The 15,375-nt window shown below is 66.5% G+C and carries 18 protein-coding genes; 12 read left to right on the top strand and 6 right to left on the bottom strand.

Going from position 1 to position 15,375, the window contains the following annotated elements:
- The first annotated feature begins 7 nt into the window (after window positions 1–7).
- Complete coding sequence (locus NDI85_RS04085) at window positions 8–1,249, top strand: P-loop NTPase (RefSeq protein ID WP_310914994.1); 1,242 nt, start codon at window positions 8–10, stop codon at window positions 1,247–1,249.
- A 25-nt stretch (window positions 1,250–1,274) separates the two neighbouring features.
- Here NDI85_RS04085 and pyrI read toward each other — a convergent pair whose 3' ends face one another.
- Window positions 1,275–1,742 carry an aspartate carbamoyltransferase regulatory subunit gene (gene pyrI, locus NDI85_RS04080; RefSeq protein WP_188994401.1) on the bottom strand — a complete coding sequence of 156 codons (468 nt, stop codon included), beginning with the start codon at window positions 1,740–1,742 and terminating at the stop codon, window positions 1,275–1,277.
- Entirely contained in the window at window positions 1,739–2,656 is a 918-nt protein-coding gene (pyrB, locus tag NDI85_RS04075) for an aspartate carbamoyltransferase (protein WP_166969459.1), read from the bottom strand. Before pyrB ends, pyrI begins: the two co-directional genes overlap by 4 nt.
- Window positions 2,657–2,743: 87 nt before the next feature.
- Here pyrB and NDI85_RS04070 point away from each other — a divergent pair, with 87 nt between their 5' ends.
- The 3 genes from NDI85_RS04070 (at window position 2,744) to NDI85_RS22290 (ending at window position 4,293) form a co-directional block, all read left to right on the top strand.
- A complete protein-coding gene (locus NDI85_RS04070) occupies window positions 2,744–3,373 on the top strand; it encodes a P-loop NTPase (RefSeq protein ID WP_310914993.1) in 630 nt (209 codons plus the stop codon).
- A 29-nt stretch (window positions 3,374–3,402) separates the two neighbouring features.
- Window positions 3,403–4,032, top strand: a complete 630-nt coding sequence (locus tag NDI85_RS04065) for a transcriptional regulator (RefSeq protein WP_166969463.1) — start codon at window positions 3,403–3,405, stop codon at window positions 4,030–4,032.
- Between the two features lie 120 nt (window positions 4,033–4,152).
- The gene (locus tag NDI85_RS22290; RefSeq protein WP_188994405.1) at window positions 4,153–4,293 is read left to right on the top strand and encodes a rubrerythrin-like domain-containing protein; all 141 of its coding nucleotides are present in this window, start codon (window positions 4,153–4,155) and stop codon (window positions 4,291–4,293) included.
- A gap of 45 nt (window positions 4,294–4,338) precedes the next feature.
- Here the strand turns inward: NDI85_RS22290 and NDI85_RS04060 are convergent, their stop codons facing one another.
- Together NDI85_RS04060 and NDI85_RS04055 are read right to left on the bottom strand one after the other, a co-directional pair.
- The gene (locus tag NDI85_RS04060) at window positions 4,339–5,289 is read right to left on the bottom strand and encodes a peptidylprolyl isomerase (RefSeq protein WP_310914992.1); all 951 of its coding nucleotides are present in this window, start codon (window positions 5,287–5,289) and stop codon (window positions 4,339–4,341) included.
- A gap of 51 nt (window positions 5,290–5,340) precedes the next feature.
- Window positions 5,341–6,375: a threonine/serine dehydratase gene (locus tag NDI85_RS04055; protein ID WP_310914991.1), complete on the bottom strand. Its 1,035-nt coding sequence runs from the start codon at window positions 6,373–6,375 to the stop codon at window positions 5,341–5,343.
- A gap of 146 nt (window positions 6,376–6,521) precedes the next feature.
- On the opposite strand from NDI85_RS04055, the gene cyaB reads away from it, so the two are divergent.
- From cyaB to NDI85_RS04025, 6 genes are all read left to right on the top strand, one after another.
- Complete coding sequence (gene cyaB / locus NDI85_RS04050; protein ID WP_188994408.1) at window positions 6,522–7,061, top strand: class IV adenylate cyclase; 540 nt, start codon at window positions 6,522–6,524, stop codon at window positions 7,059–7,061.
- 66 nt (window positions 7,062–7,127) lie between these two features.
- Window positions 7,128–8,330 carry a methionine adenosyltransferase gene (locus NDI85_RS04045; protein ID WP_310914990.1) on the top strand — a complete coding sequence of 401 codons (1,203 nt, stop codon included), beginning with the start codon at window positions 7,128–7,130 and terminating at the stop codon, window positions 8,328–8,330.
- A 142-nt stretch (window positions 8,331–8,472) separates the two neighbouring features.
- A complete protein-coding gene (locus NDI85_RS04040) occupies window positions 8,473–8,988 on the top strand; it encodes a carboxymuconolactone decarboxylase family protein (protein ID WP_310914989.1) in 516 nt (171 codons plus the stop codon).
- Window positions 8,989–9,035: 47 nt separating this feature from the next.
- Complete coding sequence (locus tag NDI85_RS04035) at window positions 9,036–10,223, top strand: tRNA sulfurtransferase (RefSeq protein WP_310914988.1); 1,188 nt, start codon at window positions 9,036–9,038, stop codon at window positions 10,221–10,223.
- A gap of 27 nt (window positions 10,224–10,250) precedes the next feature.
- Window positions 10,251–10,790 (top strand): DUF5804 family protein, encoded by a 540-nt coding sequence (locus tag NDI85_RS04030; RefSeq protein WP_310914986.1) that lies wholly within the window; start codon window positions 10,251–10,253, stop codon window positions 10,788–10,790.
- A gap of 129 nt (window positions 10,791–10,919) precedes the next feature.
- A complete protein-coding gene (locus NDI85_RS04025) occupies window positions 10,920–11,102 on the top strand; it encodes a hypothetical protein (protein WP_310914984.1) in 183 nt (60 codons plus the stop codon).
- Here the strand turns inward: NDI85_RS04025 and NDI85_RS04020 are convergent.
- A complete protein-coding gene (locus NDI85_RS04020; protein ID WP_310914983.1) occupies window positions 11,075–11,998 on the bottom strand; it encodes a PLP-dependent cysteine synthase family protein in 924 nt (307 codons plus the stop codon). The genes NDI85_RS04025 and NDI85_RS04020 overlap by 28 nt on opposite strands.
- Before the next feature lie 108 nt (window positions 11,999–12,106).
- On the opposite strand from NDI85_RS04020, the gene NDI85_RS04015 reads away from it, so the two are divergent.
- Window positions 12,107–12,541 carry a DUF488 family protein gene (locus tag NDI85_RS04015; RefSeq protein WP_310914982.1) on the top strand — a complete coding sequence of 145 codons (435 nt, stop codon included), beginning with the start codon at window positions 12,107–12,109 and terminating at the stop codon, window positions 12,539–12,541.
- Between the two features lie 42 nt (window positions 12,542–12,583).
- A complete protein-coding gene (locus tag NDI85_RS04010) occupies window positions 12,584–12,979 on the top strand; it encodes a thioredoxin family protein (RefSeq protein ID WP_188994416.1) in 396 nt (131 codons plus the stop codon).
- Here NDI85_RS04010 and NDI85_RS04005 read toward each other — a convergent pair whose 3' ends face one another.
- On the bottom strand, window positions 12,980–15,118 hold the full coding sequence (locus NDI85_RS04005; protein ID WP_310914981.1) for a thioredoxin domain-containing protein: 2,139 nt from the start codon (window positions 15,116–15,118) through the stop codon (window positions 12,980–12,982).
- Window positions 15,119–15,375 lie beyond the last annotated feature (257 nt).

Genomic DNA, 15,375 nt, shown 5'->3' with positions numbered 1-15,375 from the left:
CACCACGATGACCGAGAACGCCCGAACGACCCTGACCGACCGCGTCGAGGCACAGTTGCGCAAGGTTCGCGACCCGAAGGCCGACCTCTCCGTCTTCGAGGCGGGGTTCGTCGAGAACGTCGTCGCCGAGGACGGCGAGGTGACCGTCGAGACAGACCTGACCTCGCTGGACAGCGATACGAGCAATCAGGTGATAGAGGCCATGTTGCGGGCCGTCGACGACGTCGACGGCGTCGAGAGCGTCCACGTCGAGAGCGCGACCCCGTCCAGCGAGGACCGGGAGAGCGTCGAATCGTTCGACCACATCGTCGCCGTCGCCAGCGCGAAAGGCGGCGTCGGCAAGTCCACGACGGCGACGTACCTCGCGTGTGCGCTGGCGGCGGACAACGACGTGGCCCTCTTCGACGCCGACATCCACGGCCCGAACGTGCCCGGACTGCTGGACGTCTCGGGGCCGGTTCACTCCAGCGACGAGGGCGACCCCCTCCCGATTCGGACCGACGGGATGGACGTGATGAGCGTCGGCCTGATGGAGGACGGCGCACCGCTGGCGTGGCGGGGCGCGATGGCCCACGACGCGCTCGACGACCTCTTTACGAACACCGCGTGGCGCAACGACGACGTCCTCGTCGTCGACCTTCCGCCGGGAACCGGCGACGTCGTCCTGACGACCTTACAGGAGGTGCCGGTCGACGGCGTGGTCGTCGTGACGACGCCGTTCCACGCCAGCGTCAGCGACACCAGTCGCACCGTCGAACTGTTCCGCGATAACGACGTGCCTGTCCTCGGAACGGTCGTCAACATGGCCGAGTACGTCTGTGACTGCTGTGGCGAACCGAACGACCTCTTCGAGGACGACGCCCTCGGTGACCTCGACGCCCCCGTGTTGGCGGAACTGCCGTTCACCCACGAGTTGCAGGGCACGCCCGCGCCCGGCGACGTCCCCGAGGCGATGGCGGACCTCGGCGACGCCGTTACGGAGTCCATCGAGACGGCTGGCGAGGTGGCGGTGCCGGACCACGCCGTCGACATCCGTGGTCTGTCGCCGGAAGCGCGCAAAGACCGGGTCCGAGAGACGTTCACCGAACTCGACAGCGGCGACGAGTTCGTCCTCGTGAGCGACCGGGACCCGAACCCGGTCGGCCCCTTCCTCGGCCGCCTCGCCGAGGCCTCGCGCGAGGCGTTCGACCCGTTCGAGGTGCGACGGGCGACGCCGGACGACTGGGTGTTAGAGACGGTCGTCCCCTGAGAACGGCGCGTCGAAATCGGGAGACTCAGTCCGCGAGGATGTGCGCGGGCAGATTGTCGCGGATGATGGTGTCGCAGTACTCACAGCGCACGCCGTCCTCGACGACGGCAAAGCGGGACTGGACGGGTTCGTCCTCGGTCGTGATGCAGTTGTGGTTCGGACATTCGAGCACGCCCTCGACCACCGACGGGCGCTCGACGCGGTGTTTCTCGATCACTTCGTAGTCGCGGACGATGTTGATAGAGGCGGCGGGGGCGATGAGCGAGAGCACGTCGACTTCGTTCTGTGAGAGCTCTTTGCCTTCGACTTTCACGATGTCTTTCTTGCCGAGGCGGTCCGAGGGCATGTTCATCGCGACGGAGACGGACTCGCCGCTGGTGCCGTCGATGCCGAGGATGGCGAGGACGTTAAGCGCCTGTCCGCCGGTGATGTGGTCGATGACGGTGCCGTTGCGAATCTTCGAGACGCGGAGTTGTTGGTCGTCGTCGGTCATTCTGGCTCACCTCCGAGCATCAGGTCAAGCAACGCCATCCGTACCGGCACGCCGTTGTGGGCCTGCTGGAAGTACTTGGCGTGGTCCGTGTCGTCCACGTCGTGGGCGATCTCGTCCACTCGCGGGAGCGGGTGCATCACCGTCAGGTCGTCTTTCGCGGCGGCCAGCGTCTCGCTGTCTATCTGGTACTGACCCGCGACTTCGCGGTACTCGCTCTCGTCGGGGAACCGCTCGCGCTGGATGCGCGTGACGTAGAGCACGTCGAGTTCCGGCAGAATCTCGTCGAGTTCGGTGTGTTCTCGGACCTCGGCACCTTCTTGGTGCAGGTCGTACCGGACCGACCGCGGCAACTGCAGCGACTCGGGACTGACGAAGTGCTGGCGCGCGTCGACGTTCGTCAGCGCGTGGGCCAGCGAGTGGACGGTGCGACCGTACTTCAGGTCCCCCATGATACCGATGGTCAGGTCGTCGAACCCGGCGTTCTCACGGATCGTGTAGAGGTCGAGCAGGGTCTGTGTCGGGTGCTGGCCCGCGCCGTCGCCGGCGTTGACCAGCGGCACGTCGACGAACTCGCTCGCCATCTTCGCCGACCCCTCCATCGGATGCCGGAGGACCAGCGCGTCGGCGTACCCCTCGACGACGCGCACGGTGTCGGCGAGCGACTCGCCTTTCTTGACGCTGGACGATTCCACCGAACCCATGTCGACGATGTCGCCGCCTAGCCGTTTCATCGCCGTCGTGAAACTCATCTTGGTCCGCGTGCTCGGTTCGAAAAAGAGCATCCCGAGCAACGTATCGGCGTGCCGGTCCGCGTAGGCACCCGGGTCCGCTGCGATGGCGGCCGCGTGGTCGAGCACCTCCTCGATGTCGGCCCGCGACAGTTGTTTCGCGCTGATGATGTGGTCGTGCCGCATCTTACTCGGTACCGCGCCCCCGACGCTCTTGAATCTCCCGACACGGGGAGGCGAAGGTTCAAATCCCGAGACGGAGCCAGCCCCGCCATGCTCGCTATCGCCGGTGGAAAAGGTGGCTGTGGGAAGACGACGACGGCGCTGGGACTCGCCCGTGCCCTGGCGACCCTCGGCGAGCGACCGCTCGTCGTCGACGCGGACCTCGACATGCCCGACGTCCATCACCGGGCCGAGACCGACCGTGTCGCGGGACTCACCGCCGTCGCCGAGGGTCAGCGACCTGCCGCCGTCGCACAGCGCTCGCCTCGATTCGCCGGCGTGGACGTCCTTCCGTGTCGGGGTTCCGACCCGTCGACCGCCGCGTCGGCGTTCCGCCGTCTCCGGCAGTGTGACCGTCCCGTCGTGCTCGACTGTGCGGCCGGGGCCGGTCCCGACGCCGTTGTGCCACTTCGCGCGGCCGACCGGACGCTCCTCGTCTCGACGCCAGTCGCACAGAGTCTGCGTGACACGACGAAGACGTCGGCGATGGCTCGCCAACTCGACGCGACCCCGTCAGTACTCCTGCTTCCCAGAAGCGACGGCACGACGGACCCGACGCCGTTGTTCGACTGTGAGTACGTCGTACACGTTCCGGAACTGCCAGATCCTCCACTCGAAACCGCGGAATCGGCGTCTCGATACCTGAAATGTGCGAAAATCCTGTCCAAGCGGAATATTTAATCAGGTGGGTATGCTTGTCTCAAAACGGCATGGTGAACCGGCTCCGAACGGGCATCGACGTTCTCGACAGGAAACTCGACGGGGGTATTCCAGCGGGAAGTATCGTCGCCCTCACCGCCCAGCCGGCCAGCCAGGCGGAACTGTTCCTCTATGAACTCACCGCCACACGCGGGACGCTGTGGCTCTCGCTCGACCGAACGGCCCAGTCCGTCGTCGCCAGCATCGAACAGACGCCGGCCAACACCGGCGACCCGACGGTCCGACACATCTCCGGCGAGGCGCCACTGGACAACGCGGGGAAACTCGTCTCGGCGCTCCCGGAGACGTCGAACCTCATCGTCGACCCGCTCGACGTGCTGGAGGCCCAAGAACCCCACTCTCGCTTCCGCGCGTTCATGAACGACCTGCAGAACCACATCGTCAACACCGGTAGTCTGGCGATCCTCCACTGTCTGGACGGACGTGACGTCCCGCCGCTTCGGGACACGACCGAACACTTCGCCGACGTGGTGTTCCAGCTCAAGACGACGACGAACACTGACGAGGTGGAGAATCGGCTGGCCATCCCGAAGTTCCGGGGTGGCCGGGCGCCCAACGACGTCATCAAACTGGACCTCGTCGAAGAGGTCAGCATCGACACGAGTCGGGACATCGCCTGACGACGGCCACGCTCGCGGCCTGTGACCCTCTCTCCGCCGACAGTGTACTCACCGCCTCGTCCGGCGACCATGATAATTCAGTGCTAATGCTTATCATGCAAGAGGTGTTACTCAATCTACATGAGTGGTCGAGACCCGCTCGCCAAAGAGCAAAAGCAGTTCGAGTGCGACAGCTGTTCGTTCCGGACGACGGCGTCCAGCCGGGGCCTCAGCTGTCCGAAATGTGGCGGTCGAATGACGGATAGGGCAATCCCCCGATAGGCGTCACTACGGGGGTCGAAAAGACGGAGAAGTTCGACTGTCGAGTTACTCTTCGGCGCCTTCGATCTCGTCGACGATCTCCTCGGCGTCGACGTCGGCGTCTTCGAGCGCTTCCTCGATGTCGGCGCCACCGGCACCGCCCATGCCGCCCATCATACCGCCCATGCCCATGCCCATGCCGCCGCCGAGCTCTTCCTGAACGATGATTCGGTCGACGTCCAGAAGCTGCGTGAGCTGCTGGGCGATCTGCTGTTTGCCCATCATCCACTGCTGGTTCATCGTTAGCTGGGGCGTGGCCTCGATGTAGAGCGTGTCCTTCTCGACCTCGACGGTCTCGTACTCGGGTTCGCCCTCATCGTCGTCGTCGGACTCGACGACCTGCTCTTCCTCGACGGTGTCCGTCTCGAACCAGAGGTCGAGCTTCATGTCGAGCATCATCTCGATGATGCCCTGTGCCTTCTCCTCGCGGTCGGTGACTTCCGCGACGATTTCGTAGTCGTACTCGACGTCCTCACCGGCCAGCGGGTGGTTGAAGTCGACGCGGGCGCGGCCGCCGATGATCGTCTCGACGTGCCCGTGCTCGCCGTCGACGTCGACGTGTGCGCCGGGGTAGCGGTCGTCTTCCGGAATCTTGTCCTTCGAGACGGTGCGGACTTCACTCTCGTCGTACTCGCCGAAGGCGTCGGCGGCGGCGATGGTGACGCTGCCCTCGTCGCCGACCTCCTTACCGTAGATGTCCTCCTCGACGTCGGGGAAGATGTGGTTCTCGCCGAGCACGATGACGCGGGGACCGAACTCCTGCTGTTCGGTGTCGATGCCCTCGTCTTCGGCGACGTCCTCGTCTGTGGTGTCGACGAGCTGGCCTTCCTCGACGGTGCGGGCGGTGTAGGCGAGTTTGACGACGTCGCCCTCCTGCAGGCCGCTCTCGGTCTCTTCGTCGGCCGTCTCTGCTTCTACTTCTTCTTCTACGTCCTCGGCCTCGGAGTCGTTGCTCATACCGTGTTCGTCAGTCGTGGCACTCTTAAGAACAACGTTTCCCGTCGGGCCTCACGCCGAGTACTCGCTCGCTTCGAGCATCCGGTCGAGTTTCGCGAGGTCGATGTTCCGGCCGGAGACGGGGATGACGACCGTCTCGCCGGCGATTTCGGCCCGTGCCTCGACGGCGGCGGCGACGGCCGTCGCGCAGGCGCCCTCCATGACGATGCGTTCGTCCTCGAAGAGGCGCGCGACGCCGTCTCGGATGTCTGCTTCCGAGACGAGACGGAAGTCCGCCAGTCCGTCGCCGAGGAGGTCCATGGTGAGCGCGAACGGGACGCGCGTCGCCACGCCCTCGGCCGTCGTCTCCATTCGGTCGTGGGGTTCGAGCGACCCGTCGGTCCACGCGCGGTGCATCGCCGGGGCGGCCTCGGACTGGACGCCGACCACGTCGGCGTCGGTCAGTTTGCCGACGGTGAGACAGTAGCCCGCAGCGGAGGTGCCGCCGCCGACCGGACAGAACACCCGGTCGACCTCGGGCAGTTCGTCGACGACTTCCAGCCCCGCGGTACCGACGCCAGCGACCAGTTTCGGTTCGTTGCCCGAGTGGACGTATCGGGCGCCGCGCTCGCTGGCCAACTGCTCGATGCGCTCGCGGGCCGCGTCGTAGTCCGGGCCGTGTCTGATGACCTCCGCGCCGAGTCGCTCCATCGCGGCCACCTTCCCGTCGTTGGCCTCCGCTGGGACGCCGATCGTCACGGGGACGCCGAACTCCCGGCCGGCCCACGCGATAGACTGGCCGTGATTGCCCGAACTCGCGGTGATGAGGCCCGCCTCGCGGAACTCCGTGGAGAGTGACGAGACGAGGTTCACGCCGCCCCGAACTTTGAACGCGCCGGTGGGGAGCGTATCTTCCCGTTTGAGGTAGACCTCCGCGTCGAGGTCGGACGAAAGGGTCTCGCTCCGCACGAGCGGCGTGGTCGGGAGGTGCTGACGGACGACTTTGCGCGCGCGAGCCACGTCGGCCGTCGTCGGCGGCGTCAGGTCGTGATAGGGGAAGACGGTCGTCTCGTCGGGGGACTCGATGGGGTCGTAGCGACCGTCCATACCCCTACCCGGTGGGCGAGGACACTAAAACTCGCGGTCCGCGGTAGGTGGCCGTTACTCCCCTCGCCCGTCACAGTAGCCCGATGTCCACCGGGTGTCGACGACGGATGCAATCGCTTTTGCCCGACCCGACAGAGCACACAGCCATGTACGAAGTCGAAGTCAAGGTCGCCGCCGACCTCGCGGCCGTCGCCGAGCGACTGGACGAACTCGGGGCCGAACAGACCGGCGACGTCCTGCAGGTCGACACCTACTACGACGCACCGCACCGCGACTTCGCGGAGACGGACGAGGCGCTCCGGGTCCGCCGAGAGACGCGCGACGGGGCGACGACGGCCCGCATCACCTACAAGGGGCCACTCGTGGAGGCCGAGTCGAAGACGCGCGAGGAGGTCGAGACCGGCGTTACCGACGGCGAGAAGGCCGACGCCATCTTCGAGCAGCTCGGGTTCGACCCCGCCGCGACAGTTCGGAAGGACCGGCGCTTTTACCGCTACGAGGGCTACACGATCACGCTTGACGACGTCGAGGGCGTCGGCGAGTTCGTGGAGGTCGAGACGGAGACCGACGAGAGCGGGGTCGAACCGGCCCGGGAGGGCGCCTACGAGGTGCTTCGAGCGCTCGGACTGGACCCCGAGGACCAGACCCGGACGTCGTACCTCGGCTTACTGCTCGAGGATGCGTGAAGGTAATCTTTCTTCGTCGAGCGGTTCCCGTAAGTTATAGAAGCGGGCACAGCGAAGGTCCGAGCAATGACCGACCGGAACATCCACGTCCAGCCCGAGAGCGGGTTGGCAGTCGAGGACCAGAACGTCGAAATCGTCGAGCGCAAGGGTATCGGCCACCCCGACTCCATCTGTGACGGCGTCGCCGAGAGCGTCTCCCGTGCGCTCGCCCAGACGTACCTCGACCGCGTGGGCAAGGTCCTCCACTACAACACCGACGAGACGCAACTCGTCGCCGGCACCGCGGCCCCGGCCTACGGCGGCGGGGAAGTCCTCGAACCCATCTACCTCCTCATCGTCGGCCGCGCGACCAAGGAGTACGAGGGCCAGCGGATTCCCGCCGAGAGCATCGCCCTGAAAGCCGCCCGCGAGTATCTGGACGAGAACTTTCCGTACCTCGACGTCGGCGGCGACATCATCGTCGACGTGGAACTCGGCGAAGGGTCGGGCGACCTCCAGAGCGTCTTCGGCGAGGAGGGGACCGTCCCCATGGCCAACGACACGAGCTACGGGGTCGGCCACGCACCCCTCTCGGAGACGGAGCAAATCGTCTACAACACCGAGCGGAAACTCACCGGCGAGTACGCCGTCGACAATCCCGTCGTCGGACAGGACGTGAAGGTCATGGGCAAGCGCGAGGGCGACCACATCGACGTCACCGTCGCCGTCGCGATGGTCGACGAACACGTCGAGGACCTGCTGGCCTACGAGGAGGCCGTCGAGGACGTCCGCGAGTACGTCGAAACGCTGGCGACGGAGTACACCGACCGCGACGTGACCGTCCACGTCAACACCGCCGACGACTACGACGAGGAGTCCATCTACCTCACCACCACGGGCACCAGCGCCGAACAGGGCGACGACGGCTCCGTCGGCCGCGGCAACCGCGCCAACGGCCTCATCACGCCGAACCGTCCGATGAGCATGGAGGCTACCTCCGGGAAGAACCCCGTGAACCACATCGGGAAGATCTACAACCTGCTCTCGACGGAAATCGCCGAGTCCGTCGTCGACGAAGTGGACGGCATCCGCCAGCTCCAGCTTCGCCTCCTCTCTCAGATCGGCTCGCCCATCGACGAACCACACGTCGCCGACGCCATGCTCGTCACCGAGGAGGGGGTCGCCGTGAGCGACATCGAAGCCGAGGTACGCGAGGCCGTCGACGCGGAACTCGCGAGCGTCACCGACGTGACCCGCAAGGTCATCGAGGGCGACGTCTCGACGTTCTGAGGTCTCGTCCGTTAGCTGACTGTACCGGCTCGTTTCTCCGAGGGGTTCCACCGACCGCGAGCGTCGTTCGGCGACGGCGGACGTGAGGAAATACTGTCATATACTAGCGACTAGGCCGACCCGACTCCGTCTGTAGTGACAAATGTCAGCACATAACTATCTCGTCGACCGGGCAACTTCTACGAGCGATACCGACCCCGAACCGCAGTACCGCACGACCGAACAGCGACCGAACAGCGACCGACCACCAATCATGGCAACAGAACAACAACCCGCAGATGTAGAAGAAGAGATTACGGAGACGTTCGGGATGGTCCCACCACCGCTCGACACGATTCCGGAGGACGACATGGTCGGCGAGTGGCACTTCTTCCAGAAGTACACCGTCGGCGAGTCCGAGATCCCGCCGAAGTATCGGGAACTGATGGGGCTGGCCGTCGCGGCCAACATCAAGTGTCCGTACTGCATCCACTTCCACCGCAAGGCGGCGGCGATGCACGGGGCGACCGACGAGGAACTCGCAGAGACCACCTCGCTGGCGAGTCTCACGTCGCGGTACAGCGCCATGCTCCACGCTCAGGAGACAGACCTCGATGAGTTCAAAGTCAAGATGGCACAGGTGGCCGACCACCTCGAAGAACAGGCCGCGGACGACTGAGTCGGCGAAGCCGACACCCATTTATCCGCGATTCGGCAAGGGCGGGTATGCACCCGCCCGACGCCGACGTCGTCATCGTCCGCCACGGTGAGATAGGCGTCAAGAGCGAACAGGTCCGCCGGAAGATGGAGGACCGCCTCGCCGAGAACCTCGCCGCGATGTTCGACGCCCGAGGGCTCACCGGCGACGTCGAGCAGCGACGGAACCGGCTGTTCGTCCACACCGACGACCCCGAGGGAGTCACCGACGCCGCGACCGACACCTTCGGCGTCGTCTCCGCCTCGCCAGCCGCAGTCGTGGACCCGACCCTCGACGCCATCGAAGACGCGCTGGCGGCGGCCACCGAATCCCACTACGACGGCGGCCCCTTCGCCGTCGACGCGCGGCGGGCCGGTCCCAGCGACGCCCACCCCTTCGCCAGTACCGACATCGAGTCGGCGGGCGGTGCCGTCGTCTGGGACGCTATCGAGTCGCTCGGCGAGACTCCGGAAGTGGACCTCGACGACCCCGACTTTCGTCTGTTCGTCGAGTGTCGCGCCGAGGAGGCGTACGTCTTTCTGGAGAAGCGGGCGGGGCCGGGCGGGATGCCGCTCGGGACGCAACGGCCAGTGGTCGCGCTGATAAGCGGCGGTATCGACTCGCCGGTCGCCGCGTGGAAGCTGATGCGACGGGGCTGTCCGGTGGTCCCGGTGTACGTCGACCTGGGCGACTACGGGGGCCCTGACCACCGGGCCCGGGCGAGAGCGACCGTCGAGACGCTGGCTTCGTACGCCCCGAACGAGTCGATGGCGATGCACGTCGTCGACGCGGGCGACGTGGTCGCGGACCTCGCCGAGCAACTGGACGGCCTGCGGATGCTCTCGCTGCGCCGGTTCATGCTCGCGACGGCCGAAGCCGTCGCCGAGGACGAGGGGAGCGTCGGCGTCGTCACCGGCGAGGCCATCGGACAGAAGTCGAGTCAGACCAGCGCGAACGTCGCCGTTACCGACGTGGCGACGGACCTACCCGTCCACCGGCCCAACCTGACGCTCGATAAGGCCGAGATAACGACCCTCGCTCGGGACATCGGCACGTTCGAGGACTCGACGGTCGACACCGGATGTAACCGGGTCGCTCCGGAACTCCCCGAGACGAACGCGTCGCTGGATGCGCTCAGGTCGGTGGAGCCCGATACGCTGTTCGAGCGTGCGCGGGAGTGTGCGCGGCGTCGGACGGTCGTGGCTATCGAAAGCTAAATCTCCGGGGCGGGCCACGGACGAGCCATGACGCAGGTCTGTCTCGTCGGGAGCGAGGACGTGAACCTCCAGTACGAACTGCTCTCGCGAGAGACCGCCCGGAACGCGCTCGCGACCTACGATCTGCGGGAACCGTTCGAGAACGCACTCAGGCTAGAGACGGTGAGTCTCGGTGCCGCCGTCGCCCTCCTGAACGACCTGAACTGGTACCTCGTCCGATTCGTCGACGCCGCCTTCGTCAGAGAGCCCTCTATCAGCGAGACGGAGTGGCTCTCGCGGGCCCTCGCGACGGCAGTCAGGGACGACGAGATAGCCCCTGCCGACACCGATCGGTTCCTGAAAGTGTACGGCATCGTCGAGAGCGAGACGGACGAAGCGGGCGAGTCGACCACCGGCGAACCCGACACGGACGGCGATTCGGCGGTCGAACCGGCACAGGAACGCCCCCCACGCCTCGTCGAACCGATGTTACTGACCCGCACCGGCGACACAATCCCCGAGTACGACCTGCGAGAGGTGGACGATACGCTGGTCGTTCGCGTCACCGAGTCGGAGTTCGGGGCCTGAGGCGGCGAAAGGCGCGATGGGTGTCCGGTTGTCCGCGATGTGAGTGGCTGTCAGAGGGACGGTCGGTTCGACCGGACGGACCCGCCACACTCACGCAGGCCCAACCGGTGCGTGCTGAACCCCGGCGACGTGGACATCGATTCCGCAGTTCTCGACGGGACACCGGTCGTCGAGACGCTTTCGGACGTGTCCCCCGACGGTCAGCCACATCGTCGTCGAAACGACACCGGGGCGATGAGCGAGTGGGCGAGCGAGCAGTTCACAACCGACGCTCGGCGCTTGCGTCAGTCGAACATCCCGGTCGACATGTAGCGCTCGCCGCTGTCCCAGTAGACGGTGACGACGAGGGGGTCGTCGACGCCCGCCTCGACCAGTTCCCCGGCAACCTCGCGGGCCGCGAGATTCGACGCACCCGAGGACTGACCCACGAGGATTCCCTCCTCGCGGGCGAGGCGACGACACTCCGCCTCGGCGTCGTCGAGTTCGACCGTTCGCACGTCGTCTAACAGGTCCACGTCGAGGTTGTCGCTGACGAACCCGGGGCCCATCCCCTGGAAACTGTCCTCGCCGGTGCCCGGTTCCATCCCCGAGAGGACGGCGTTGTCCGCCGGTTCGACGGCGACGACGTCGAGTTCGGGGAACGCCTCACGGAGTCGCCGGCCGGTGCCCGTGATGGTGCCGCCCGTGCCGACGCCGGCCACGAGGGCGTCGACGGTGCGGTCCCCGACCTGTTCGAGAATCTCCGGCCCCGTCGTCTCGTAGTGGGCCTGCGGGTTGGCCGCGTTCTCGAACTGGCGCAACTGGACGTACTCGCTCTTCTCGGTGAGTTCGTCCGCGCGGTCCTTCGCGGCGGAGATGTCGCCCTCGACGAGTTCGATGTCGGCGCCGTAGGCCCGCATGATCTCGCGGCGTTCCGGGGACTTCGAGGACGGCATCACCAGCACGACGTCGTACCCCTTCGCGGCCCCGACCATCGCCATGCCGATACCGGTGTTACCGCTGGTCGGTTCCACGAGGGTGTCGCCCGGTTCGAGGGCACCGTCTCGCTCGGCGGCCTCTATCATGAACGCCGCCGGGCGGTCCTTCGCGGAGCCACCGGGGTTGAACGACTCCACCTTCGCGGCGACTGTCGCGCCCTCGGGGGCGCGGACCGACACCAGCGGCGACCCGATGGCGTCGGTGATAGACGCGTGTAGTGTCTCGTGCATTGCTGTCGCGTACGCCACCCCCGCTTAAACCCCTAGTGGAGCCCCCGATTCCTGTGGGTGGTGCTCGTTCCCGGCAGGCTTTTCCGCCGTCTGCGCGACTGGTCGTACATGAGCGGTGCTGTCAGCGACACGTACGTCGCGGCGATTCAGCACGACCTCGCCGACCTCGCCGGCGACGAGACGCTGGTCGGCGTCGTCCGCCAACCGACCGGATGGTTCCACGCCGCCGTCGACGAGAACGTCCCCGAACTCGGCCCGCCGGCAGACCTCCTCGACGAGACGAAACAGCGTGCCGAGGACCTACAGCTGCAGGGCCTCTGCGAGGAGGGCGCGCACAACGCGGCGTGGGACGAGACCGACTTCGCCGACCGCTATCGGACCCACCTCGACGAGAGCGAGGCGGCAAAGCGTGCCGTCGACGACCTCTGTGCGCGGGTTCGCGACGGCGAAACCGTCGTACTCGTCTGCTTCGAGGGCGAGCGCAAGCGCTGTCATCGGACGCTCCTCCGCGAACGCCTCCGTTCCCGTCTCGAACGGTACTGAACAGTCGGGGGGTTCAAGCCACTCGCCGCGCTACGGGGTGCTATGAGTGAGAGCGGACCGCTCGAAACGATGGAACCGAACCCGGTCTGGGTGAAAGACGCCTACTCCGACACCGTCGACGTCCTCACCCGCCACGCCGCCGAACTGGAGTACCACGTCTGGGGCGGCGACTGGTGCAAGGACTGTCGAGCACAACTGCCGGATTTCGGTGCGGCGCTCGAAGCCGCCGACGTCCCCACATCGAAGATTCACCACTACCCGACCGAGAAGGAAGACGACGGCTCGAAGACCGGCCCGAAGGTGGCGGAGTACGGCATCGAGTACATCCCGACCGTCGTCGTCGAACGCGACGGCGAGGAAGTCGCCCGGTTCGTCGAGGAGGAACCGGTCCCTATCGCCGTCTACCTCGCCGACGAAATCGAAGCGGAACTCGAATAACTAGTTCTGGCCCCACGAGAGGGCCGATTCGAGGTCGCGTTTCGGCGGCGAACACGCGAAGTTCCGACAGGCGTACACGGTGGGTTCGCCGTCGGCCGCGTCGCGACCCGCCCAGATCGGCGGCGCCTCGTCGACCCCCAGCGCGTCGAGCCACGCGTCGAACGTCTCGCTGTCGTCGGGCCGCCACGCCAGTGACCGGCGGGGAACGTACGTCTCGGCCAGCGTCTCCGTCCACTCGACGGGCGGGTTCGTCGGGTCACACGCGAGGGTCAGTTCCAGCGACCCCTGTTCGTAGGTGTCCGCCGCGAGCGTCAACGACGCGTGCTGGAGCGGGTTCGCGGAGACGCGGTCGGCGTGCGTGCGCAGGACCTTCTCGGCCACGTCGCCGAACCGGTCGTCGTCCCTGAAGTGCGTGAGTACAAGCAGGAGTTCCACGGCGACGCCCGTGCTGGAGGGGGTCGACTGGTCGGTGAGTTCCTGTGGCCGAGCGACCAGCGCCTCGCCGCCGGTGGGGGTGAAGTACAGCGTCTCTTCCCCCTCGTCCCAGAACGCATCGGTGATGGCCTCGGCGAGGGCCATCGCGAAGTCGAGGTGGTCGACGTTCCCCGTCGCCTCGAACAGGTCGAACGCGCCGCGAGCGAGGAACGCGTAGTCCTCCAGATAGCCGTCGATTGCCACGTCGCCGTCCTTATACCGGCGTTGGAGGCGCTGTGACTCCTCGTCCCACAGGTGCTTGCGGACGAATCCGAGGGCGTCGGCGGCCACGTCGGCGTAGCCGTCGTCCAACACGACGGCGCCCTCGGCGAGCGCCGAGATCATCAGGCCGTTCCACCCGGCCAGCACTTTCTCGTCACGGGCCGGCCGGGGTCGGTCCTCGCGGGCCGCGAACGTCTCGTCGAGCGCCTGCCGTAGCTTCTCGGTAATCTCGTCCTCGCTCAGGTCGTACTCCTCGGCGAGGACGGGCACGGGCTTGCGAACCGCCAGCACGGTCGCACCCTCGAAGTTGCCGCGTTCTGTGACGCCGTAGTACTCACAGAAGACCTCGGCGGCCGTCTCGTCGGCGACGGCCGCGTGGACCTGTTCGGGCGTCCAGACGTAGAACGCGCCCTCTTCCGTCTCGCCGTCGGGGTCCTCGGGCGGCGCGCTCACGGCGTCGAGCGTGCTGAAGAAGCCCCCGTCCTCGTGCTGGAGTTCCCGCTGGACGAACGCGAACGTCTCCCGGACGACGGCGGCGTAGCGCTCGTTGCCCAGCGCCTGATAGCCGGCGAGGAAGGCCCGTGGAATCTCGGCGTTGTCGTACAGCATCTTCTCGAAGTGGGGGACGCCCCACTGCGGGTCCGTCGAGTAGCGGTGGAACCCGCCGCCGACGTGGTCGTAGAGACCCCGGTCGGCCATCGCGTTCAGCGTCTCCTCGACGACGTTCAGGTAGTCCTCCCCACCGCCGTCGGCGTGCGCGCGGAGCAACGCGTGGAGGCGCCCCGTCTGCGGGAACTTCGGACCGCCAGACCCCCACCCACCGTTATCTCGGTCGGCACCCCGGTGTGCGATGGTCGCCGCCGTCTGGACGAGGTTCTCTTCGGGGTCGCTCGGGTCGCCGGTCGTCGCTTCGAGGTCGCTCTCGATGGCGTCGGTCCACTGCTGGGCGCGATTCTCCATCTCCGCGCGCTGTTCGGGGTCCGACCACGAGTTCGCGAGTCGTTGCAGCAGGTCGTGAAAGCCCGGTTGCCCGCGCTTCTCCTCGGGCGGGAAGTACGTCCCGACGTAGAACGGCTTGCCGTCGGGGGTGAGCCACGCCGACAGCGGCCACCCGCCGCCGCCGGTGACCTGCTGACAGATGCTCATGTACACCGAGTCGAGGTCCGGGCGCTCCTCTCGGTCGACTTTCACCGGGACGAAGTGCTCGTTCAGCGTCTCGGCGATCGCTTCGTCCTCGAAGCTCTCTTCCTCCATGACGTGACACCAGTGACAGGCGGCATAGCCGATCGAGAGGAAGATAGGGGCGTCTCGCTCCTGGGCTGCTTCGAGTGCCTGTTCGTCCCACGGCTGCCAGTTTACCGGGTTGTCGGCGTGCTGCCGGAGGTACGGACTCTCCGCTGCGTCGAGGCGGTTCCGTCTCGTCGGGTCGGTGTCGTCGCTCATGCTAGACGGTCCGGGGGCCGAACTGAAAAGCGGCCACCTTGATCACTGACAGTGATGAAAAGACTGAAAGGTATAAACTTATTACACATACATCTGACATTGGGCTCCTCGACAAAGGCGTGGCGATGCCGGCGAAGGGTCTGACCCGCCCGCACCCCGCTGTCGTCACGACGGTCGAGTGGGGCACTACCAACCGAGACCTATGCTTCGAACTACAGCACTACGTACCCTCGATTTCGGGGCCGAACTGCGGTCGG

Source organism: Haloarcula sp. S1AR25-4, assembly GCF_031624555.1.
GTDB lineage: Archaea > Halobacteriota > Halobacteria > Halobacteriales > Haloarculaceae > Haloarcula > Haloarcula pellucida.
This window is presented reverse-complemented; position numbering and strand designations above follow the sequence as displayed.